Below are 20,850 nucleotides of genomic sequence, written 5' to 3'. Positions count from 1 at the left end.
TGTTGTATAACCAGCGGGCATCGGAGTCGGAAAATGGCGGAGACGGAGCGGTTCTGCCTTCTCGTCCAAGTATTTTCTAGGCAGGGTCACTCAAGCCGATGCGCTCGATATTTCATTTTGGTCGCTTCGGTCGACGGCACTGCGGGTCGACGTGTTGCGCGGTGTCAGGTCTTGAAGCCGCTAGGAGGTGCGCAATTCGGTGAGTTTCTTTTCCCACATCAGCGCATGTTCGATGATCTTGTCGAGATTGTCGTGGCGCGGCGTCCACGGAACGGTCGCGCGCAGCAGCGAACTGTCGGCGACGAGCATCGCCGGGTCGCCCGCGCGGCGCTCGCCAAAGACGCGTTCGATCTGGCCGCCCGTCACCCGGTCCACCGCGTCGAGCACTTCGAGCACGGAGAACCCGCGCCCGTAGCCGCAATTCATCGTCATCGACCGCTCCGGCTCGGCGATCAGCGCATCGAGCGCCAGCACATGCGCCGCTGCCAGATCGCTGACATGGATATAGTCCCGCACGCCGGTGCCGTCGGGCGTGTCGTAATCGGTCCCGAACACGCTGACGCATTCGCGCTTGCCCAGCGCGGCCTCGACCGCGACCTTGATCAGGTGTGTCGCTCCCGCGGTCGACTGCCCTGTGCGCGCTTGCGGATCGGCCCCGGCGACGTTGAAGTAACGCAGGGCGCAGAAGTTGATCGGATGCGCATGGGCGGTATCCGCCAGCATCTGCTCGGTCATCAGCTTGGACCAGCCATAGGGGTTGATCGGCACGGTCGGCGTCTGCTCTGTCACCGGCGAGACATGGGGCACGCCGTAGGTCGCCGCGGTCGAGCTGAACAGGAAATGGGGCACGCCAGCCGCCACCGCCGCCTCGATGAGGCCACGGCTCTTCACCGTATTGTTTTCGTAATACCACAATGGCTTGGCGATCGATTCAGGCACAATGATCGAGCCTGCAAAGTGCATCACTGCCCCTTTGCCATCGCCCATGCCCTGTTCGGCGAAGACACGTGCAAGCAGATCGCGGTCGGCGATATCGCCTTCGTAGAAAGGGACGTCCTCCGGTACCGCGAAGCGGAAGCCGGTTGAAAGATTGTCGATCACCACCACCGGGCGGCCGGCGTCGCGCAGCGCGTGAACCGCGTGGCTACCGATATAGCCTGCACCGCCGGTTACGAGGGTGGGGCTTTTATCCATTCTCTGCATGGGTTCTCAATTACGTCCACTTGGGATCTGATCAAGCCAAGCCTCTATTCACAACACCTATGCAGATCCGTTAATTTATCGCGGTCGGTTTGTTTCAACCATTCTCATCCTTCTCGACCGTCACGGTCCGATATGTCGATTGCGAGCGCGATGCGGGCTTGGGCTTAAATCTGGAGGCGGTTCGTGCCTTTGGAGCTTGCAATTGATTGTTTTCAGGGGATGGTTTGCCGTCCTTTCTCGGTGACGGGAGTTCTGCGAAGCGGGTCTTTTCAAGCGAGCGCGGATGTCTGCTGACTTGCGAAATGAGGCGCTATTACTGTGCTGCCTGAGGCTCTTACGCGTCCGTAACCGAGCGATTTCTTGCTCACCACTGCCGGGGAAGGCCGGCGTGGAGTGGATGCTGAAACAGGAGGTTCTACGTGCATTCGTAGACCGTAGCATTATGGATTTACGCGGGCCTCGCTTAATCGTTCGGAACCAGCCTCCTGTACCGATCCCGAAGGTCTAAAGTTTGGAAATGCCATGGAAGGCGGCGAAGACGCTCGATGTCGGCCCCTCGACCGTCTACCGCAAGCTGGAAAAATGGGGGGGCAGCGATCGATTGAGCGGGCGCGGCTTCGCGATATGAAGACGAAATGGCGGAGGGTACGAGACGAAGCTCGAACTCTCCGGCAGGAGCGCGACTGCGCGACCGACCGTCAGGCCTCCCCATCGGAGGCCTGAGCGAAGCGAATTGCCGCGAGATCGAAAGAATGGCGGAGACGGAGGGATTCGAACCCTCGATACCCCGATAGAGGTATGGCTCCTTAGCAGGGAGCTGGTTTCAGCCACTCACCCACGTCTCCGCACACGCTTCCGAACCCATTGGTCCGGGTCGCGAGGCGCGCGCTATAACCAGCAGGGCGGGGCGGCACAAGGGCTGCGTGACACCGGAATGATAATCGCGAGCACCGGACTCGTTTCGGCGCGTTTTCGATTCGCTTCGCCGCCTCTCCCCTTGATGCCGCAGGTTCATGCGATTCACGCTACGCACGGGGAAACCAGAGTTTCATTTGCCCTACTGTCTACAAGGAGCGAGGCGCATGACCCGCACTGCCAGCATCCGGCGTATGATCGCCCTCGTGGCCGCGGCCATCGCGATGGCGGCCACTCCGCTCGCGGCGCAGCCGATCGAACGGGTCGACCCGAACCAGGCGATCGATGGCGATCTGCAAGAAAACCCGGGCGAACCGCCGGTCTATGGTGACCCTTCCACTCAGCCCGCGACAGGCCAGGAGACAGCGCCGCCCTCGCAGGATCAGGGTGGGGTGTCCGCATGGAGCGACCTTTCGCCCGAGAGCGATAGCGCGACCACCGGCACCTCTGTCGATCAGGGCCAGCCCGGCTACGATCAGGGCACCGCGCCTGCCTATACCGCGATCCCCACCGAAACCGCCCCTCCGGGCACCTGGCAGGACGACGATCTGATCGGCGCAGCGCAGGGCTTCTTCGGAGAGAACGCGGAAGGCATTGCGCGCATGATCGAGAAGATCCTCGCCGATCAGGGGACGCCCAACGGCTATATCGTCGGGCGCGAGGCATCGGGCGCGTTCTTCGTCGGCGCGCGCTACGGCTCGGGCACGTTGTACCACAAGGTCGAGGGGCAGCGTCCGGTGTACTGGACCGGCCCGTCGATCGGGTTCGATGTCGGCGCCAATGGCGGCAAGACCTTCGTGCTGGTCTACAACCTGTTCGATACCGAGGATCTGTACGAGCGCTTCCCGGCTGGCGAGGGGCAGGCCTATTTCATCGGCGGGCTGACCGCCAGCTACCTGCGCAAGGGCGATACGGTGCTGATTCCGATCCGCATGGGTGCAGGGCTACGGCTGGGGATCAACGCAGGCTACATGAAGTTTTCCAAGGAACACCGCTGGTTCCCCTTCTGAGAGGCGCGAAACCTGAAAACCTGCCGATATTAGCGGTTGCTCTCGCGCCCGTGCGATAGCATGGGACGCGCATGCTCGACCGCCTGCAAGACACTCCGCCCGATGCGCTGCTCGCGCTGATCGCCCAGTTCGCCGCTGACGAGCGGGAGGACAAGATCGACCTTGGCGTTGGCGTCTATCGTACCGACGACGGCGCGACGCCGGTGTTCGGTGCGATCAAGGCTGCCGAACAGCGCCTCTGGGAAGAGCAGGTTTCCAAGAGCTACCTTGGCCCGGAAGGCGACCGCGGTTTCGTCCATGCGCTGATGCCGATCATCTTCGGCTCCGACGCGACGATGGGCGGGCGTATCGAAGGGGTGCAGACGCCGGGCGGCACCGGCGCGGTGCGTCTCGCGATTGCTCTGGCCGAGCGTGCGGGTGTGACCCGCGTGCATGTCGGCACGCCCAGCTGGCCCAACCATATCCCGATCATTGAGGACGTCGGGCTGGAAGCAGTCACCTTCCACCACTCCAACGATGACGGCAGCGCCGATCTCGACGCGGTTCTGGGGATCATCCGGCAGGCGCGCGAAGGCGATGCGGTGCTGATCCACGCGTGCTGCCACAACCCCTCGGGCATCGATTACACTGACGAGCAGTGGGATGCGATCGCCGACGCGCTGGCCGACAGCCCGGTGCTGCCGATCATCGACAGCGCCTATCAGGGCCTTGGCACAGGGCTGGAGGAAGACGCGGCCGGCCTGCGCAAGGTGCTGGCCAAAGTGCCCTATGCGCTGATCGCCTATAGCTGCGACAAGAATTTCGGCCTCTACCGCGACCGTGTGGGCGCGTTCTACGCCAAGGTTGCGGAGCCTGCACAGATGCCCGCTGCCATGTCCAACGCCGCCGCGCTCGCCCGCGCCAACTGGTCCATGCCGCCCGATCACGGCGGTGCGGCAGTGCGGATCGTGCTGCGCGACGAAGACCTGCGCCAGCAATGGCTCGATGAGCTGGATGGCATGCGCCAGCGCCTGCGCTGGGTCCGCGCCACGCTGGCCGGGGCGCAGAAGAAGGTGGAGGGCGTGCCGCTCGCCCATCTGGAAGAGCAGAACGGCCTGTTCGCAATGCTGCCGCTGAACAAGGACCAGATCGCCAAGCTGCGCGAGGATCACGCGGTCTACATGGCGGGTTCGGGGCGGATCAACATTGCCGGGCTGACCAAGGGCAATATCGACAAGTTCATCGCCGCGCTGGCGGATGTCGCCGGCTGAGCTGGATCGCCAGCCGCTCCTCGAAGGGGAGCGGTTTGCGCTGAGGCCACTGCGGGCCGACGACTGGGACGCGCTCTACGCGATCGCGTCGGACCCGGCGGTGTGGGAACAGCACCCGATGACCGATCGCTGGCGCGAGGAGGTCTTTCGCGCCTTCTTCGAGGATGCGCTGGCCAAGGGCGGCGCGCTCGCGATCATCGACACGCGCGACGGCACGATCATCGGCTCGTCGCGATTCCAGGCGCTGAAGAGTGCAGAGGATGACGAGGAAGAGCAAAGCTCGGTCGAGATCGGGTGGACCTTCCTAGCCCCGCGATACTGGGGGACGGGGGCCAACCGCGAGGTGAAGCGGCTGATGCTGGCCCATGCGCTGGAAAGCGTCGAACGGGTCGATTTCCGCGTGGGCGAGGCGAACTGGCGCAGCCGCATCGCTCTGGAGAATATCGGCGCACAGCGCACCCGGCGAACCGAACTTTCCAGACATCAGGGCAAGCGCGTGCTCCATCTGGTCTATGCGATCTCGCGCGAGGACTTTGCGCAGGGTCCGCTTATGCAAGCCTCTGAATAAAAAGAATTTTCCGAAGCCCTCGGGGAACATTCAGCGCTGTGGCGGCTTGCCTGGTCATGCGCACTGATTGCAACGCCGGGCCGGTGGTCCTCTCCCCTGAAGAGATTGATATCCTGCGGAATTTTGCAAAGGCCACACGCGCCATCGCGATCTCGGGCGCGAAAGCCACCGCCTCTGCGCGGCGGTGATCGACACGCAGCGACTCACTGGACAGACCAGGTAGGCGATGCATATACGCTTCGTAGTCGAATCGTTTAAAGGTTGAGCAATGGGTCTGGTGAAGATCGACGATGAACTGCACGAGCAGGTGCGCCGGGCGAGCACGGTGATGTGCCGCTCGATCAACGCGCAGGCGGAGTTCTGGATGAAGATCGGGCGGCTGGCCGAGGCAAACCCGACGCTTTCATTCAACGATATTGTGCAGCGCGAGCTTGCTCTCGCCAGCGAGGCCGAAGGCGAGGGCGACGCCCGCGCCGCTGCCTGAGATGGTCAAGACGTCCGAAGAACTTGAACTGATGCGCGTGTCGGGGCGGCTGCTCGCCTCGGTGTTCGAGATGCTCGATACGGTCGACCTCGCAGGGCTCTCGACCATGCAGATCAACGACCTGGTGGAGCGCTTCATTCGCGAGGATTGCGCCGCGCGCCCGGCGAGCAAGGGCCAGTACGGCTACGAATACGTGCTCAACTGCTCGATCAACGAGGTCGTGTGTCACGGCGTGCCGTCCGACGATGTGATCGTGCGCGATGGCGACATCATCAATCTCGACATCACGCTGGAGAAGAACGGCTTCATTGCGGATTCGAGCAAGACCTACCTGGTCGGCAATGTCTCGGCGCAGGGCAGGCGGATCGCCCGCGTGGCGCAGGATGCGATGTGGGCGGGCATCCGCGCGGTCCGGCCCGGCGCGCATCTGGGCGATGTGGGCTACGCGATCGAGAAACACGCCAAGAAGAACAACTGCACCGTGGTGCGGGAATATTGCGGCCACGGCATCGGGCGCGAGATGCACGAGGAGCCGCAGGTGCTCAATCACGGGCGGCCGGGCAGGGGCCTGCGCCTGCGCGAAGGGATGACCTTCACGATCGAACCGATGGTCAATCTGGGCCGCGCGGCGACTGTGACGCGCGACGATGGCTGGACGGTCGTGACCCGCGACGGGAAACTCTCCGCCCAGTTTGAACATACCGTGGCGGTGACGGCGGATGGCGTCGAAGTGCTGACCCTGAGGCAGGGCGAGACGGTACGCGTCTAGCGCCAGGCGCTGCTTATGCGCTGTCCTACATGAAAGGGTGCGGCTAGCCTGCGATCTGCTCTTTTACAGTGTCGAATAAGGCCCCAAATCAACCGCGCAGGGACTGCGGAGATTTCTCTCCCTTGGACTGTGTGTCAGGTGTGTCAGGCTGCCACCCGATCGGCGGTAGTGCGGTGGCTATTGCGCATCGCGACTCGGGTTCGTCAGACGCAGGAAAACGCTGTCGCACCACTCGTCGCCCACCTTCCAGGTGCGCTGCGCGCGACCGGTTTCCATGAAACCCATGCGTTGCAGCAGCCGCAGCGAGGCCGCGTTGCGCGGATCTACGTCGGCCTCCACGAAAGGCAGGTCGTGCACCGCGAAGGCGCGGTCCAGCACAGGACGAAGCGCCTCGCCCGCGTAGCCCTTGCCCCAGGCATCGGGGTGCAGGATGAAGCCGATCTCGGGAAACTCGAACAGGCCGACCTTCCCGATCACGCGCCCATCCAGCTCGATCGTGAAATCCTCGCCCTTGGCCGGATCGATGGCGAGCATCGCGGCGAGCCAGCTTTCCGTTTCGGCAATGTCGGTGTGCGGCGGCGTGGACCAGTATGCGGTCGCGCGCGCATCGCTCAGGATCGTGTGAAACGCCTCAAGGTCGTCGGGCCTGGCGGGCCGCAGCAGCAGCCGCTCGGTCCTGATCTCGGTCATGCCGCAGCAGCATAGCTCCGGGGAGCTGCGATGAACGCCGCGTAGGGTCGGTCGCTATCGTCGTTGTTGGCCGTGGAGAGCGCCGCCGGTGCACGCTGCGTCCGCTTGGCTCGCGGCGTCGCCGCGCTGCCCTTGCGCCTGTCGGCCGGATTGCGCCCGAAGCGTGGCGTCCAGCGTGCGAGCATCCCCCGCGTCCGCGTCCATGAGGTACTGGCCGCCGCGACCACCACCAGGTCGATATAGAGCGCAACATCGGCGGCATAGGCCAGCATCAGCTCGGGCCCGAAGAGGAGAACCATCTCGCCGCCGAGCAGCAGCATGGCCGCCGCAACGATCACGGTGAGGTACTGATAGCGTTTGTGCGCCAGCAGCAGCGCGACCGGCCGCTCGACCAGATGTCCGTTCAGCATCCGCCGAAACGGGATGTCCGGCCCAAAGCGCATGAACAGTGCCAGCGCCAACAAAAGCCCGTAAGCGATCATCGTCAGGCTCCCTCTAGCCCGCCAGCGCCTGCATCCGCTTGAGATACCGAGCGAGGACGTCGATTTCGAGGTTCACCTTGTCGCCCTCGGCCAGCGCGCCCAACGTCGTCACCTCGCCGGTATGCGGGATGATGTTGAGCGCGAAGCGGGCCGAGCCGTCCGCCTCGTCCTCCACCGCGTTGACCGTCAGCGAGACGCCGTCGACGGTGATCGAGCCCTTGGCCGCGATGAACGGGGCGAGCGCCTTGGGCGCGCGGATCTCGAAGTGGATCGATCCGTCCACGCTGCGCCGCTCGGCCACCTCGCCGACCGCGTCCACATGTCCGGTAACGAGGTGCCCGCCCAACTCGTCACCCAGCCGCAGCGAGGGTTCGAGGTTGAGCTTGCGGCCTTCCTCCCACTGGCCGGGCACGGTGCGGCTGACGGTCTCCTGCGAGACATCGACCGCGAACCAGGCATCGCCTGCGCTCCCGCCGCGCTCGGTCACGGTCAGGCACACGCCCGAGCAGGCGATGGAGGCACCGATCGCGATCCGCTCGGGGTCGAACGGGCAGGCGATCCGCACATGCAGGTCGCCCCGCTGCTCGATCGCGGCGACGGTGCCGATGGCTGTGACGATACCGGTGAACATGGCGGGTCCTCTAGCGGGTGCGGGCAAAAGCCTCGAAGGTGTCTGCGCCGAGCTGGCGTGTCTCGACCGGCTGCCAGCGTCCGTGCGCATGTGCAAGCTCGGCGAGGTTCAGACCGCCCAGCGCGCGCAGGCCATCCCCGATGAGGATCGGCGCGCGGTAGATCTCCAGCCGCTCGACCAGATCGGCTTCGAGGAAGCTGGCAGCAGCCTGCGCGCCGCCCTCGACGTAGAGGTACTGCGCGGGGATGGCAGCGATATCGGCAGGCGCGGCAATGGTCTGCGCGCTCTCGATCGGCTGCGAGGTCAGCACCCAGCGCGCAGGGCTGCGATCCTCGAGGCCGGGCAGGCGGACATCGAGGCGTGGGCTGTCCGCCCGCCAGGTGCCGCCGCCGACGAGGATCGCGTCGGCCAGCGCGCGGCGCGAATGGACATGCGCGCGCGCCGCCTCGCCGGTGATCCACTGGCTGGTGCCATCCGCAAGCGCGATGCACCCGTCGAGCGACATGGCGAGCTTGAGCGTCACGTGCGGTCGACCAAACGCCGCGCGGGTGAGGTATCCGGCAAGGCTCGCCGCGCTGTGCGGGCAGCCCAGAAGCACGGCTTCGATCCCGGCTGCATGCAGCCGTTCGATGCCCTGTCCGGCGGTGCGGGGGTCCGGGTCGACCTGGCCGATGACTACGCGGGCGGGGCGTGCCTCGATCAGGCGGTCGGTACAGGCGGGGCCGCGCGGCGACTGGTGCGCGCACGGCTCCAGCGTGGCATAGACGTCTGCGCCGGTGGCGGCATCGCCCGCCATCTCCAGCGCCATTGCCTCTGCATGCGGACGTCCGCCGGGCTGCGTCCAGCCGCGCCCGACGACGCGGCCATTGCGCACGATCAGGCAGCCGACCGCAGGGTTGGGGCTGCTCGCCGGGCGACCGCGCAGCGCGAGACGCGCGGCGGCGGCGAGCCAGCGCGCATCACTCGGCGTCTTGATCGTCAACCGTCCGGCCCAGCGCCTTGTCCACTTGTGCCTTCGTGGCAGCCTCTTCGCGCGCACGCTCCGCTGCGATCTCGGCTTCCATCTTGTCGGTATCGAGCCCGGTCGCCTGGCCCAGCGCGCGGTACATCTCGCGCCGGGTCTCGAGCTGGGCGTCCAGCAGCCGCTGGCGCGCTTCCTTGCGCTCCTGATTGGCGATGTTGGAGGCCACGATCTCGTCCTCGCTCCGGTCAGGTGCGAAGGTGGTGACGTAGACGATGTCCGGCTTGGCGGGCGGCGCGTAGACACGCTCCTGCGCGAAGAAATAGAGGAAGAACGCGGGGAAGGCACAGGAGGCCAGCAGGATCGGCCAGCGGTAGGGCTGGGGCCGCCTGAGTTCGTTCCACAGGTCGCCGACGCCTCCGGCAACGTCGTATTTGGGGCTGATGCGCATTGGCCCAACATAAGGGCTGCATGCGCGACCCGCCAGAGCGGATGTCGCCGGGATCAGCCGAAGGCGCTGAAAAGCGCCCGCCCGTTGGCCTTCAGCCAGCTCTCGGCGGCGGGAAGGTCGCCCTCGAACAGCTCGCCGAGCAGGGCGTGGAAGCGTGGCGAATGGTCGAAGTGGACGCGGTGGGCGGTCTCATGCGCCACCACCGAGCGGCGCACAGGGTCGGGCGCCTGCACCAGCCGCCAGTTGAGCCGGACCGTACCGTCCGAAGAGCAGCTACCCCACCGCCGCCGCGCACTGCTGAGCGCGAAATCGGGCACGGCGAGACCCGCGCGCGCCGCATAGAAGGCGAGGTCCTGCGCCAGCAGCGCGCGCGCTTCGTTCTGCATCCAGCGTTTTAGCCGGGGGCAAAGCGTCTCGCGCGGGCCGCCAAGCAGAATCGCGCCATCGCCGAGTACGACCTTGCGCGGACGGTCGGCGTGCCAGTCGATCGCTAGGTCTTGCCCCCGATAGGTCAGCGTGCCGCCCGGCGCGGGCTCGATGCGAACCGGGCGCTTCGCCCGCTGTGCCTCGAGCCAGTCCGCGCGGTCTTGCGCGAAGGCCAGCGCCTCACGCGTGGTGCCCCAGCGCGGCAGCGTGACCTGCACGCCCTCGCCATCATCGGCCAGCCGCAAGGTCATCCGTCTCGCGCGCGGATGGCGGCGCACGATCAGCGGGAGCTCGCCTCCCGCCAGCGCGACCATCGGATCGCGCGGCTCGGGCAGCCAGTCGATCACCGTCAGTCGCTCCACTCGACGATATGGTGTTCGAGCGGGCCGGCTTTGGTCTCCGAAATAACGCGCCCGGCTGCGCCCGCACCCGCGAGATGCACATCCTCGCGCGATCCAGTCAGCAGATAATGCCAGCGCGGCAGCGGCTCGCCTTCGGCACGGCGGCGATAGGCGCAGGTTTCAGGGAGCCAAGGCAGCTTGCCCGCGAGAGAGGGCGTCAGCTGCAGGCAGTCTGGCACGAATGCCTTGCGGTTAGGATAGTCGCTGCACCGCGCGGTCGAACAATCGAGCAGGCGGCAGGCGACGTTGGTCTCCTCGATCTCGCCTGTATCTTCATCTTCGAGCTTGTGCAGGCAGCAGCGCCCGCATCCGTCGCACAGTGCCTCCCACTCCGCGCGGTTCAGGTCGGCGAGCGGCCGTTCCCAGAAGCGCTCCCTCAGCGCACCCATTTGTCGAGTTCCTCGGCTACCGCTTCGGGCCCGGCATCGGTCGGCAAAATCGCGATGGGCTTTCCGTCGGGGCCGAACAGGTAGGTGATGCTGGTGTGGTCGACCAGATAGCCGCCTGCCTCGTTCGGCTCGCCGATGCTGTAATAGGCGGCGTAATCCTTGGTCAGCTTGTCGAGCTGCTCCTTGCTGCCGGTCATTCCGATCAGCCGCGGGTGGAACGCGTCGGTGAACTCGGTCAGCACCCCGGGCGTGTCGCGCGCAGGATCGACGCTGACGAACAGCGGCTGGACCTTCGCGGCACGTTCCGGATCGCTTGCCTCGAACCGCTTGAGCCCCGCCATGGCGCGCTGGACGTCGACCGGGCACACATCCGGGCAAAAGGTGTAGCCGAAATAGATCGTCCGGTACTGGCCGTCGAAATCGCTCCACGAGACGGGTTTGCCATCTTCGCCGGTCAGGGTGAAGTCCCCGCCGATATCTGCCCCTTCGAGCGGCGGCGGGCCGGCCGGCTGGGTGCTTTGCGAACACGCAGACAGCGCCAGCGCGAACGCGGCAAAAATGGACAAGGGAAGGACGCGTGCGCTCATGGCAATCAAGTTCAGCCTCTGCTAACGGCGGGTGATCGAGGTCTGTTGCATCAAGGATAGGGGCAATAACAGGAGTGTTTAAGGTGTCGCCTGCGTTTTTCCGCAATTGGGCCCGGATCGTGGTGCTCTCGCTCGTCGCGCTAAGCGGCGTGGCGGTGGCGCAGGTCGGGCTGCAGTCCGACGGCTACAAGCTGCTCAAAGCCGTGCGCGACCGTGATGGGGCCGTGGTCAACGAGATCGTGCAGAAGCCGAACATCGGCACGCTGATCAACACGCGGGATCTCTCGTCGGGCGAAACCGTGCTGCATATCGTTGCCGCACGTCGCGACACGCCGTGGATCCGCTTCCTGACGGCCTATGGCGCGGATCCCAATCTTGCGGACAAGAAGGGCGAGACGCCGTTGATGATCTCGACCCGGCTCGGCCATGTCGAAGGTGTGACCGAACTGCTGGAGGCAGGCGCGCATGTCGACCCGGTATCGAACGGCGAGACACCCTTGATCGTCGCGGTCCATGGCCGCGATGTGCCGGTCGTTCGCGTGCTGCTGGCCAATGGCGCGGACCCTGAGCGGACGGACAATTCGGGTCGCTCCGCGCGGGACTATGTCGCGCAGATCGGCGACCGTCGGCTCGCAGAGGCGTTTGCAAATGCGGACGCCGAAGCAAAGCAGGGCGGAAAGAAGCAATATGGACCGAGCTTTTAAGCCATGATCGACAACGCCGCTGACCTCACCCTCGATGAACTGCGCCTCGCGCTTGCTCCGGCGGTCGCCGACTCGGCGATCTTCGATGGATGGACAGAAACCGCGCTGCTGGCCGCCGCCGAGATGGAGGGCGTCGATCCGGCGCTGGCCCGGCTTGCGTTCAAAGGCGGCGCCATGGCCATGGTAACGGCGTGGATCGAGTCGATCGATGCCGCGATGGCGCGCGACCTGCCGCAGGAGGTGTTAGCGAGCCGCAAGATTCGCGAAAAGATCCGCGATCTGGTGCTCTACCGGCTCGACGCAGTGGCCGGGCAGGAAGAAGCGATGCGCCGGGCGCTGTCGATCGGCTCCATGCCGCAGAATGTCGTCGCGTCGATGCGTGGTGCTTGGCGGAGTGCGGACCTGATGTGGCGCCTGGCTGGCGATACCGCGACCGACTACAACCATTATACCAAACGCACGATTCTCGCTTCGCTCTACAGCGCGACCCTGCTGGTGTGGCTCGACGACGAAAGCGACAACAAGGCGGAGACCCGCGCCTTTCTCGACCGCAGGATCGAGAACGTCATGCAGTTCGAAAAGACCAAGGCGCAATTGCTGGGCGGGGCCGGTGGCAGCGAGCGCGAGCGGTTCAGTCCCGTGCGGCTGCTGGGACGTTTGCGCTATCCCGCAAGATAGACCTGGCGCGGTATTGATAATCAGTTGCATTACGCGGTGCGCTTTGTCAGAAGCGCCCGCATGACGCTCGAAAGCCTGCAACCTGGTCACCGCGCCCGTATCGCTTCGATAGATTGGGACGCTCTGCCGCCCGCCGACGGCAAGCGGATGCGCGCGCTGGGTTTCGAACCCGGGGTCGAGGTGTCGATGGCGCACCACGGCGTGTTCGGCGGGCGCGATCCGGTTGCGGTCTCGATCGGCCGAATGACCATTGCGCTGCGCAAGGTCCAGGCCGCTGCCATTTCGCTCGAACAAGCCTGAGATAGAATTATGAGCGATACGATCCGGGTCGCGCTGCTCGGCAACCCCAATGCCGGCAAGAGCGCGCTGTTCAACAAGCTGACCGGTGCGCGGCAGAAGATCGCCAACTACCCCGGCGTGACCGTGGAACGCGTCGCGGGGATACTGACGCTGCCCGACGGCACCCAGATGGAAGCGATCGACCTTCCCGGGGCCTATGCCTTCGACGCCTCCAGCCCCGACGAAGACGTGACGCGCAAGGTGGCGCAGGGCGAGTTTCCCGGCGAGGCGGAGCCCGACATTCTGGTTCTGGTGCTCGACGCGGGCAATCTGGAACAGCACCTCGTGTTCGCGCAGGAAGTGCTGGCGCTGGGCAAGCCCACGATTGTGGCGCTCAACATGGTCGACATGGCGGAGCGCGACGGGCTCAAGCTCGATGCCACCGTACTGTCGCAGGCGCTGGGCGTGCCGGTTGTCGAAACGGTCGCGGTGCGGCGCCGCGGGATCGACCAGCTGAAGGCCGCGATCGCCGAAGCGCGCGGACAGGTCGGCACGCTCGCCGATCGTCCGAAGATGGACGCGACCGAGCGCCGGCTGGAGGCGCGCACAATCGCCAAGGCGACGGTGTTCCAGACCTCCAGGGCGCGCCGGATCGGCGACCGGCTCGACAATGTGCTCCTCAACCCGTGGATCGGTCCGCTGATCCTGCTGGTGCTGCTGTTCGTCATCTTCCAGGCGGTGTTTGCCTGGGCCGCGCCGCTGTCCGACGCGCTCGATGCGGGGGCCGGTGCGCTGGGCGCGTGGGTCAAGGCCGAGATGCCGGAGAGCATCCTGCGCGATTTCCTGACCGAGGGGGTAATTGCGGGCGTTGGCTCGGTGGTCGTGTTCCTGCCCCAGATCATCATCCTGTTCCTGTTCATCCTGATCATGGAGGCGACCGGCTACATGGCCCGCGCCGCCTTCCTTATGGACCGCCTGATGGCTGGCGTGGGCCTGTCGGGCCGCAGCTTCATCCCGCTGCTCTCCAGCTTCGCCTGCGCCATTCCCGGGATCATGGCGACGCGATCGATCGCCGATCCGAAGGACCGGCTGACCACCATCCTGATCGCCCCCCTGATGACCTGTTCGGCGCGCCTGCCGGTCTATGGCGTGCTGATCGCCGCCTTCATTCCGGCGCGCGATGTCGGGATGGGCATCGGCTTGCAGGGGCTGGTGATGTTCTGCCTCTATCTCGCAGGGATTGTCGCGGCGCTGGTCGTCGCGCTGGTGCTGCGCGGTACGCTGACCAGGGGTGAGGCGACCGGTTTCATCATGGAACTGCCGCGCTACCAGTTGCCCAGCATCGCAGACATCGCGATCGGTCTGTGGCAGCGTGCATGGGTCTTCCTGCGCCGTGCGGGTACCATCATCTTCTCCGCCACGGTGATCCTGTGGGTCCTGCTCAGCTTCCCGCAGGCCGAGCCGGGCGAGAGTCAGGTCGACGTCTCGATCGCAGGGCAGATCGCGGACGGGCTCAACGTCGTGCTCGAACCGATCGGCTTCAACCGGGAGATCAGCCTGGCGCTGGTCCCCGCGATGGCCGCGCGCGAGGTTGCCGTGTCCGCCCTCGCAACGACCTACGCGATTGATGCGAGCGACGAGGAGGCCGAGGCCGAAGGCCTCGCCAGCACGCTCTCCACCCGCTGGAGCCTGCCGACCGCGCTCGCCTTCCTCGCGTGGTTCGTGTTCGCACCGCAGTGCCTTTCGACCATCGCGGTCGCCCGGCGCGAGACCAACGGGTGGAAATGGCCTGCCTTCATGGTCGGCTACCTGTTCGCGCTGGCCTATATCTTCGCGGGCATCACCTACTGGAGTGCGGTGACGCTGGGGTTGTAGCGCCAACCGCGTCCGCTCCGGTGGAAAGTCGCAAGCGGCTCTGGATGCGACTCGCACCGTCAGTTAGGCCCATCCCAACAGACACGAAGGGATACGAATCATGGCGGGCAGCCTCAACAAGGTCATGCTGATCGGCAATCTGGGCGCGGACCCCGAAATCCGCAGCTTCCAGAACGGCGGCAAGGTCGCCAATCTGCGCATCGCGACCAGCGAGCAGTGGAAGGACCGCAACACCGGCGAACGGCAGGAGCGGACCGAGTGGCACACCGTCGCGATCTTCTCCGAAGGCCTCGTCAACGTGGTCGAGCGGTTCCTCAAGAAGGGCAGCAAGGTCTACATCGAGGGCAAGCTGCAGACCCGCAAGTGGCAGGACCAGAACGGGCAGGACCGCTATAGCACCGAAGTCGTGCTGCGCGGCTTCGACGGCACGCTGACCATGCTCGACGGCCCCCAGGGTGGCAGTGGCGGTGGCGGCGGCTACGGCGGCGGCCAGCGTGGCGGCGGCTCGGGTGGCGGCTACGGCGGTGGCTCGGGCGGCGGCGATCAGGGTGGCGGCTGGAACCAGGGCGGCGGTGGTTCGGGCGGTGGCTCGGGCGGGGGTGCCAATTACGACGATCTGGAAGACGACATTCCGTTCTAGGTGGCGTTCCAGGCCGTAGGGGCCGGGTTCACTTTGCAGAAAGTGGCGAGGGGGCAATGCGGCAAGATGCCCGTTCGCCCCCGTCGCTTTGCAACCATCGCAGCGCTCGCCGGCGCGCTGTGTGTGCCCGGCATGCTGTGCGCGCAGTCGCAGCCACAGGCTGAGTCGCCCGCACAGCACCTGCGCTCTCTCGACGCGGCGGAGGCGAGCCGTATGCTCGATGCCCTGCGCGCCGAGCAGGCGAAGCTGAGAGACGGCGAGAAGACCTATTTCCACCTCTCCAGCGGCGCGCCTGCATCCTACGACCAGAACCGCATCGGACCGCGCGACGCCTTCGTAGCGCTGGACCTCGATCATGTCTGGCAGATCGAGCGCACATCGCGCGAGGGCGCGGTGTTTCCGACCTACCAACTCACCCTCATCCCAGACGGCCACAACGCGCCGATCTGGACGCTCGACGTCACAATGACCTGGCCCAGGGACGTGGTCCGCATCATCGAGGTCGACATGTTCTACGGCCCGCCGGCTCCGTTCTGATCGCGGTTTCTGTTGGGTTCCTGACACACCTGACACGCTGTCCAGGGGAGCAAAAACTCTCCCTTCCCAAAGGGCGCCTCCTGCAGGCAATCGACGATCTCAAAGAACGCACCGATCATGCCGTGCGCAGGCCGTGTAGGACAGCGCAATCAGGCCACGGACGCGCGCTGTCCGGTTGCGTCAGCTTCGCCCCGCGCATACATTCGAGGTCGAACTAAAGAAGGAACTCCATCGTGAACATCAGGACGAACAACGCGACCCGCCTTGTCTCGACCCTTGCCACGGTGCCCTATGTCTTCCTTCATCACGCTCGATTCCCTCTCCGCACGCACGCCTGACGGCCGCCCGCTTTTCCATGACCTGACCCTGTCGATCGGCGCGGAGCGTGTCGGTCTGGTCGGTCGCAACGGTTCGGGCAAATCGACCCTGCTCGCGATGATCGCCGGGGCGGCGACGCCCGCAGCGGGCACTATAACCATGTCCGGCACGCTCGGCGTGCTGCATCAGGATCTACCGCCCGGAGACACGATTGCGCGCGCGCTCGGCGTGGACAATCGGCTGGTCACGGTTACCCGCGTGCTGGCGGGAGAGGGGACGGAAGATGATTTCGCGCAGGCCGACTGGTCGCTGGAAGAACGGATCGCTGCCGCTCTGTCAGCTGTCGGCCTGCCCGAAATCCCGCTCGACCGGAAAATAGCCACACTCTCCGGCGGGGAACGGACCCGGATCGGGATCGCCCGCCTGCGGCTGGAGGCGTCGGACCTTCTGCTACTGGACGAGCCGACCAACAATCTCGATGCCGCCGGACGCGCGGCAATTGCGGCGCTGGTGGAGGACTGGCGCGGCGGCATGCTGGTCGCCAGCCATGATCGCCAGCTGCTCGAACACATGGACCGGATGGTGGAGCTGACACCTTTCGGCGTGACCAGCTTCGGCGGCGGATGGTCCGCGTTCGTTGCCGCACGCGATGCGGAGCGCGAGCGAATTGCCCAGGAAAGCGCGCGCGCCGAAGCGGCGCTGCGATCGGCGCGGCGGTCTGCGCAGGAACGGCGCGAAGCCAAGGCGCGCCGCGACAAGGCAGGGCGGGCCGTGGCCGCAAGCGGATCGCAACCGAAGATCCTGCTGGGTGCCCGTGCCGAGCGGGCGGAGAACACCGGCGGACGCGAACAGTCGACCAGCGACCGGCTGATCGCAGATGCCGCCAAGCGCACCGAGGAAGCGCGCGCCAGAGTGGAGGTCGTTACCCCGCTGCGGATCGAAATGCCCGAAAGTGGGATGCCGTCAGGCGCAAGCGTGCTCGCGCTGGACCGGGTGGAGGTAGCGCTCGGCAACCGTCGGCTGGGGCCGTGGTCGCTGCGGATCGACGGACCGGAGCGGGTCGCGCTGAGCGGTGCCAACGGGGCTGGCAAGACGACCCTGCTGCGGATTGCGGCGGGGCAGCTCGATCCGGTCGCGGGCGATGTGTATCGGGCGCATGGGCGGATCGCGATGCTCGACCAGCATATCGCGCTGCTGGACCCGCGGGCGAGCATTCTCGAAAACCTGCGCGCCCGCCATCCCGAGCTCGACGTCGAGAGCGCCCATGCCCAATGCGCCCGCTTCGCCTTCCGCAATCGCGATGCGCACCGCATCGTGCGCACGCTTTCGGGTGGGGAGCGGCTGCGTGCGGGGCTGGCGGTGACGCTCGCCGGAGAAACCCCGCCCTGGCTGCTGATCCTCGACGAGCCGACCAATCACCTCGACATCGAGTCGCTCGAAGTGCTGGAGGACGCGCTGCGACACTTCGACGGGGCGCTGCTGGTGGTCAGCCACGATCCGTCCTTGCTCGAGCGGATCGGAATCGAAAGATCGGTTGCGGTGTGAGCCGCAAAGGCATGGCGCTTGCCACCGGCCCGGAACTCTGGCGCGCCTCGATGGTCGATTCGCTATCGACCATGGCCAATCAAAACACATCCTCTTCGCCAACGACCATCGCCCAGCTGCTGTGCGGCATGGCGCTGTTCGGCACGGCCACCCCGCTGAGCAAGATCGTTGGCGAGCATTTCTCGATCTTCACCGCCTCGTGCCTCAGGATGGCGATCGCCAGCATCGTGCTCGCCCCGTTCGTGTGGTTTGCGACCGATCGTTTCGAGAAGGTCCAGCGGTCGGACTGGGGCGTGATCGCGGCGATCTCCGCCTTCGGCATGGTCGGCTTCACCGCGACCATGCTCTACGGGATGCGACTGACCACGGGGGTGATCGGATCGACCATCATGAGCGCGACGCCGGCAGTGACCGCGATCGGGGCGGTGGTGTTCTTCGGCGCGGCGATGAACTGGCGCAAGGCGGGCGCGCTGGCGCTGGGCGTCGGCGGTATCGCGGTGATCAACCTGTTTCGCGGAAGCGGAGACGGGCAGGGCGGCGATGCCCTGCTGCTGGGCGCGGCGCTAGTCGGCGCGGCGATCTGCATGGAGGCGGCCTATACGCTGCTCTCGCGCAAGCTTTCCGACGGGATCAGTTCGCTCGAAACCACGCTCGCCGCGTCGATCATGGCGGCGATCCTGTTCGTGGTGCTGGCGCTGGTGTTCGACAGCCGCCCGTTCGATTTCAGCGAGGCGACCGGGTTCGGGCTCGGCGCGCTCGCCTTCTGGGGCGCGGCGACCGGGGGGCTGGCCCCGGTGATCTGGTATAATGGTGTGCGCAAGGCACCCGGTGCGCTGACCGCGGGCGCGATGGCGATCATGCCGCTGAGCGCGCTGGCGCTGTCCTACCTGCTGCTGGGCGAGGCATTTCGCTGGATCCACCTCGCCGGGTTCGGCCTGGTCTTCGCCGGGCTGGTGCTGATGATCGTGGAGAATGTGCGCGGGGCAAAGCAGGGCTGAACCGCGATCGCCGTGCGGTCGGGTGGGGCTCGTAAAGGTGCTTTATTCCGGCGCGGCTTGGGCGCATTGGCGCAGCGTGAAAGCGCTGCGCGACCCGATTCGTTTGATTCCCGTGCTGTTTCTGGCGGCGATTGCGATCGGCACCGTGCTGCTCAGCTTGCCCTTCGCAACCGTGGACGGGGTGCGCGCGCCGCTGCTGACCGCGCTGTTTACCTCCACCTCCGCCGTCGCTGTGACCGGCCTGATCGTGGTCGATACGCCGACTTACTGGTCCGGCTTCGGGCAGGGGGTGATCCTGCTGCTGTTCCAGGTCGGCGGGTTCGGGATCATGACCTCGGCCACGCTGCTGGGTCTGATGGCGGGGCGCGGTTTTGGCCTGCGCGACCGGATGGCAACGCAGGTGGAACGCAGCCGGCTGGAGACGCATGATGCGCTCACCGCGCTCAGGCTGATCCTCTTCATCACCATTGCGGTGGAGGGGATCGTGGCGCTCATCCTGACCGTGCGCCTGATCGCCAGCTATGGCGAAGCGCCCGGCCTCGCGCTGTGGCACGGTGTGTTCCACTCGGTCAGCGCGTTCAACAATGCGGGCTTTTCCAGCTATTCGGACAGCCTGATGGGCTTCCAGAACGATCCGCTGTTCCTCGGGCCGATCATGGTGTCGATCATCATCACCGCGCTGGGCTTCCCGGTGATGCAGGACCTGCGGACCAATGGCATCGTGTGGCGGCGCTGGTCGCTTCATACCAAGATCACCGTCGGCGGTACTGCCGCGCTGCTCGTGCTGGGCTTCCTCGCGATCCTCGCGATGGAATGGGACAATCCCGATACGCTGGGGCCGATGGGGTGGGGGGCGAAGATCCTCAACGCCGCGTTCCATTCGGTGATGCCGCGCACCGCCGGGTTCAACAGCCTGAATGTCGGCGCCTTCCACGACGAGACGCTGATGACCAACTTCTTCCTGATGTTCGTCGGCGGCGGCAGCGCGGGCACCGCCGGGGGGATCAAGGTGACGACCTTCTTCGTGCTGTTCGCGATCGTGCTGTCGGAGATTCTCGGGCGGCAGGATGCGGGCCTGTTCCAGCGCCGCTTCGGGCGCGAAATAGAGCGGCAGGCGCTGGCGGTGACGGTGCTGTCCGCAACGCTGATCTTCGTCGCGACGACCTACATCGCCTCGATCAGCAGCCTGCCGCTGGACGATATCCTGTTCGAATGCATCTCCGCCTTCTCCACCGTCGGCCTGTCGACCGGGATCACCGCTGCGCTGCCGCCGGGCGGCCTGCTGGCGCTGATCGTGCTGATGTTCGTCGGCCGGGTGGGAACCATCACCGTGGCCACCGCGCTTGCGCTGGGCGGGCGCGAACTGCCTTTCCGCTATCCGCAGGAGAACCCGATTGTCGGCTAACACACGCAAGCCCATCATGGTCATCGGCCTCGGCCGTTTCGGAGGCGCAGTGTCGCGCACGCTGGAGCGGATGGGGCACGAGGTGCTGGCGGTCGACACCGACCCTGCGCTGGTCCAGCATTTCGCCGGCGACCTGACCAAGGTGGTCGAGGCGGATGCAACCGAGACGCCCACGCTGGAGCGGCTGGGCGCAAAGGATTTCGATGCCGCCGTTGTCGCCATCGGCACCGATATCGAGGCCAGCGTGCTGATCGTGCTGGCGCTCGCGGATCTGGGCCTGACCAATATCTGGGCCAAGGCGACGAATGAGAAACATGCCCGCATTCTCGAGCGGACCGGGGCGACGCACGTGGTCTTCCCCGAACAGCGGATGGGTGAGCGCGTCGCTCACCTGATCAACGAGCGGCTGCTGGACTTCATCTCTTTCGGCGACGAATTCGCGATCGCGCGGCTGGTTGCGCCAGAGCCGCTGCTGGGCCTGCCGCTGGTCACCAGCCAGTGCCGCAAGAAATACGATGTGACGGTGGTGGGCGTGAAGCGTGAGGGGGAGGATTTCATCCACGCGGTGCCCGACACGCTCATCTTCCCGGGGGACGAACTGGTCGTCTCGGGCCGGATCCACGATCTCGAAGCGTTCTCCGCCATGTAGGGCGG

At 65.9% G+C, this 20,850-nt stretch carries 25 protein-coding genes and 1 tRNA gene; 15 read left to right on the top strand and 11 right to left on the bottom strand.

Features of this window, described 5'->3' with window-relative positions; all coding sequences use genetic code 11:
• Nucleotides 1-180: 180 nt before the first annotated feature.
• Nucleotides 181-1,194 carry a UDP-glucose 4-epimerase GalE gene (galE, locus tag KYN89_RS11380; protein WP_222825163.1) on the bottom strand — a complete coding sequence of 338 codons (1,014 nt, stop codon included), beginning with the start codon at nt 1,192-1,194 and terminating at the stop codon, nt 181-183.
• 762 nt (nt 1,195-1,956) lie between these two features.
• Nucleotides 1,957-2,048 (bottom strand) — tRNA-Ser (locus KYN89_RS11370).
• A gap of 237 nt (nt 2,049-2,285) precedes the next feature.
• Between KYN89_RS11370 and KYN89_RS11365 the strand changes: the two genes are divergently transcribed.
• The 3 genes from KYN89_RS11365 to KYN89_RS11355 all read left to right on the top strand — a co-directional run bounded on the left by KYN89_RS11365 (nt 2,286) and on the right by KYN89_RS11355 (nt 4,946).
• Nucleotides 2,286-3,128: a DUF1134 domain-containing protein gene (locus tag KYN89_RS11365; RefSeq protein ID WP_222825161.1), complete on the top strand. Its 843-nt coding sequence runs from the start codon at nt 2,286-2,288 to the stop codon at nt 3,126-3,128.
• Nucleotides 3,129-3,199: 71 nt separating this feature from the next.
• On the top strand, nt 3,200-4,378 hold the full coding sequence (locus KYN89_RS11360; protein WP_222825160.1) for an amino acid aminotransferase: 1,179 nt from the start codon (nt 3,200-3,202) through the stop codon (nt 4,376-4,378).
• Nucleotides 4,365-4,946, top strand: coding sequence for a GNAT family N-acetyltransferase (locus KYN89_RS11355; protein ID WP_222825159.1), 582 nt, complete (start codon nt 4,365-4,367; stop codon nt 4,944-4,946). The genes KYN89_RS11360 and KYN89_RS11355 overlap by 14 nt, the downstream gene beginning before the upstream one ends.
• Here KYN89_RS11355 and KYN89_RS11350 read toward each other — a convergent pair.
• Nucleotides 4,927-5,247 carry a hypothetical protein gene (locus tag KYN89_RS11350; RefSeq protein ID WP_222825574.1) on the bottom strand — a complete coding sequence of 107 codons (321 nt, stop codon included), beginning with the start codon at nt 5,245-5,247 and terminating at the stop codon, nt 4,927-4,929. The two genes, KYN89_RS11355 and KYN89_RS11350, sit on opposite strands and share 20 nt — an antisense overlap.
• Here KYN89_RS11350 and KYN89_RS11345 point away from each other — a divergent pair.
• Nucleotides 5,215-5,430, top strand: a complete 216-nt coding sequence (locus tag KYN89_RS11345) for a ParD-like family protein (RefSeq protein ID WP_222825158.1) — start codon at nt 5,215-5,217, stop codon at nt 5,428-5,430. The two genes, KYN89_RS11350 and KYN89_RS11345, sit on opposite strands and share 33 nt — an antisense overlap.
• A 1-nt stretch (nt 5,431) precedes the next feature.
• Complete coding sequence (map, locus tag KYN89_RS11340; RefSeq protein WP_222825157.1) at nt 5,432-6,199, top strand: type I methionyl aminopeptidase; 768 nt, start codon at nt 5,432-5,434, stop codon at nt 6,197-6,199.
• 177 nt (nt 6,200-6,376) lie between these two features.
• Here the strand turns inward: map and KYN89_RS11335 are convergent, their stop codons facing one another.
• Genes KYN89_RS11335 through KYN89_RS11300 form a run of 8 tightly spaced genes read right to left on the bottom strand, consistent with a single transcriptional unit; the run spans nt 6,377 to nt 11,217 of the window.
• Nucleotides 6,377-6,889 (bottom strand): GNAT family N-acetyltransferase, encoded by a 513-nt coding sequence (locus tag KYN89_RS11335; RefSeq protein ID WP_222825156.1) that lies wholly within the window; start codon nt 6,887-6,889, stop codon nt 6,377-6,379.
• Nucleotides 6,886-7,371, bottom strand: coding sequence for a hypothetical protein (locus KYN89_RS11330; RefSeq protein WP_222825155.1), 486 nt, complete (start codon nt 7,369-7,371; stop codon nt 6,886-6,888). Before KYN89_RS11330 ends, KYN89_RS11335 begins: the two co-directional genes overlap by 4 nt.
• 13 nt (nt 7,372-7,384) lie before the next feature.
• Nucleotides 7,385-8,002: a riboflavin synthase gene (locus KYN89_RS11325; protein WP_222825154.1), complete on the bottom strand. Its 618-nt coding sequence runs from the start codon at nt 8,000-8,002 to the stop codon at nt 7,385-7,387.
• A 10-nt stretch (nt 8,003-8,012) separates the two neighbouring features.
• Nucleotides 8,013-8,984 carry a bifunctional diaminohydroxyphosphoribosylaminopyrimidine deaminase/5-amino-6-(5-phosphoribosylamino)uracil reductase RibD gene (gene ribD, locus KYN89_RS11320; RefSeq protein ID WP_222825153.1) on the bottom strand — a complete coding sequence of 324 codons (972 nt, stop codon included), beginning with the start codon at nt 8,982-8,984 and terminating at the stop codon, nt 8,013-8,015.
• On the bottom strand, nt 8,962-9,414 hold the full coding sequence (locus KYN89_RS11315; RefSeq protein ID WP_222825152.1) for a hypothetical protein: 453 nt from the start codon (nt 9,412-9,414) through the stop codon (nt 8,962-8,964). The genes ribD and KYN89_RS11315 overlap by 23 nt, the downstream gene beginning before the upstream one ends.
• Before the next feature lie 53 nt (nt 9,415-9,467).
• Nucleotides 9,468-10,202 carry a M48 family metallopeptidase gene (locus KYN89_RS11310; RefSeq protein ID WP_346727233.1) on the bottom strand — a complete coding sequence of 245 codons (735 nt, stop codon included), beginning with the start codon at nt 10,200-10,202 and terminating at the stop codon, nt 9,468-9,470.
• Nucleotides 10,190-10,630: a YcgN family cysteine cluster protein gene (locus KYN89_RS11305; protein ID WP_010236552.1), complete on the bottom strand. Its 441-nt coding sequence runs from the start codon at nt 10,628-10,630 to the stop codon at nt 10,190-10,192. Before KYN89_RS11305 ends, KYN89_RS11310 begins: the two co-directional genes overlap by 13 nt.
• Complete coding sequence (locus KYN89_RS11300) at nt 10,618-11,217, bottom strand: SCO family protein (protein WP_222825151.1); 600 nt, start codon at nt 11,215-11,217, stop codon at nt 10,618-10,620. Before KYN89_RS11300 ends, KYN89_RS11305 begins: the two co-directional genes overlap by 13 nt.
• An 83-nt stretch (nt 11,218-11,300) precedes the next feature.
• On the opposite strand from KYN89_RS11300, the gene KYN89_RS11295 reads away from it, so the two are divergent.
• From KYN89_RS11295 to KYN89_RS11250, 10 genes are all read left to right on the top strand, one after another.
• Entirely contained in the window at nt 11,301-11,921 is a 621-nt protein-coding gene (locus tag KYN89_RS11295; protein WP_029140395.1) for an ankyrin repeat domain-containing protein, read from the top strand.
• A gap of 3 nt (nt 11,922-11,924) precedes the next feature.
• Nucleotides 11,925-12,599: a COQ9 family protein gene (locus KYN89_RS11290; RefSeq protein ID WP_222825150.1), complete on the top strand. Its 675-nt coding sequence runs from the start codon at nt 11,925-11,927 to the stop codon at nt 12,597-12,599.
• Between the two features lie 60 nt (nt 12,600-12,659).
• Complete coding sequence (locus KYN89_RS11285; RefSeq protein ID WP_054525192.1) at nt 12,660-12,899, top strand: FeoA family protein; 240 nt, start codon at nt 12,660-12,662, stop codon at nt 12,897-12,899.
• A 9-nt stretch (nt 12,900-12,908) separates the two neighbouring features.
• Nucleotides 12,909-14,753, top strand: coding sequence for a ferrous iron transporter B (feoB, locus tag KYN89_RS11280; RefSeq protein WP_222825149.1), 1,845 nt, complete (start codon nt 12,909-12,911; stop codon nt 14,751-14,753).
• Nucleotides 14,754-14,853: 100 nt separating this feature from the next.
• Complete coding sequence (ssb, locus tag KYN89_RS11275) at nt 14,854-15,393, top strand: single-stranded DNA-binding protein (protein WP_222825148.1); 540 nt, start codon at nt 14,854-14,856, stop codon at nt 15,391-15,393.
• Nucleotides 15,394-15,459: 66 nt separating this feature from the next.
• Nucleotides 15,460-15,930 (top strand): hypothetical protein, encoded by a 471-nt coding sequence (locus KYN89_RS11270; RefSeq protein WP_248285191.1) that lies wholly within the window; start codon nt 15,460-15,462, stop codon nt 15,928-15,930.
• A 291-nt stretch (nt 15,931-16,221) separates the two neighbouring features.
• Entirely contained in the window at nt 16,222-17,793 is a 1,572-nt protein-coding gene (locus tag KYN89_RS11265) for an ABC-F family ATP-binding cassette domain-containing protein (protein ID WP_222825147.1), read from the top strand.
• A complete protein-coding gene (locus tag KYN89_RS11260) occupies nt 17,790-18,791 on the top strand; it encodes a DMT family transporter (RefSeq protein WP_222825146.1) in 1,002 nt (333 codons plus the stop codon). The genes KYN89_RS11265 and KYN89_RS11260 overlap by 4 nt, the downstream gene beginning before the upstream one ends.
• A gap of 37 nt (nt 18,792-18,828) precedes the next feature.
• Nucleotides 18,829-20,196 carry a TrkH family potassium uptake protein gene (locus tag KYN89_RS11255; protein WP_346727232.1) on the top strand — a complete coding sequence of 456 codons (1,368 nt, stop codon included), beginning with the start codon at nt 18,829-18,831 and terminating at the stop codon, nt 20,194-20,196.
• Nucleotides 20,186-20,845, top strand: coding sequence for a potassium channel family protein (locus KYN89_RS11250; protein WP_248285190.1), 660 nt, complete (start codon nt 20,186-20,188; stop codon nt 20,843-20,845). Before KYN89_RS11255 ends, KYN89_RS11250 begins: the two co-directional genes overlap by 11 nt.
• Nucleotides 20,846-20,850 lie beyond the last annotated feature (5 nt).

It is taken from the genome of Alteriqipengyuania abyssalis (assembly GCF_019857185.1).
In the GTDB taxonomy this organism is placed as follows: Bacteria; Pseudomonadota; Alphaproteobacteria; order Sphingomonadales; family Sphingomonadaceae; genus Alteriqipengyuania; species Alteriqipengyuania abyssalis.
The sequence above is the reverse complement of the archived record's forward strand: the minus strand, read 5'-3'. Positions and strand labels throughout refer to the sequence as shown.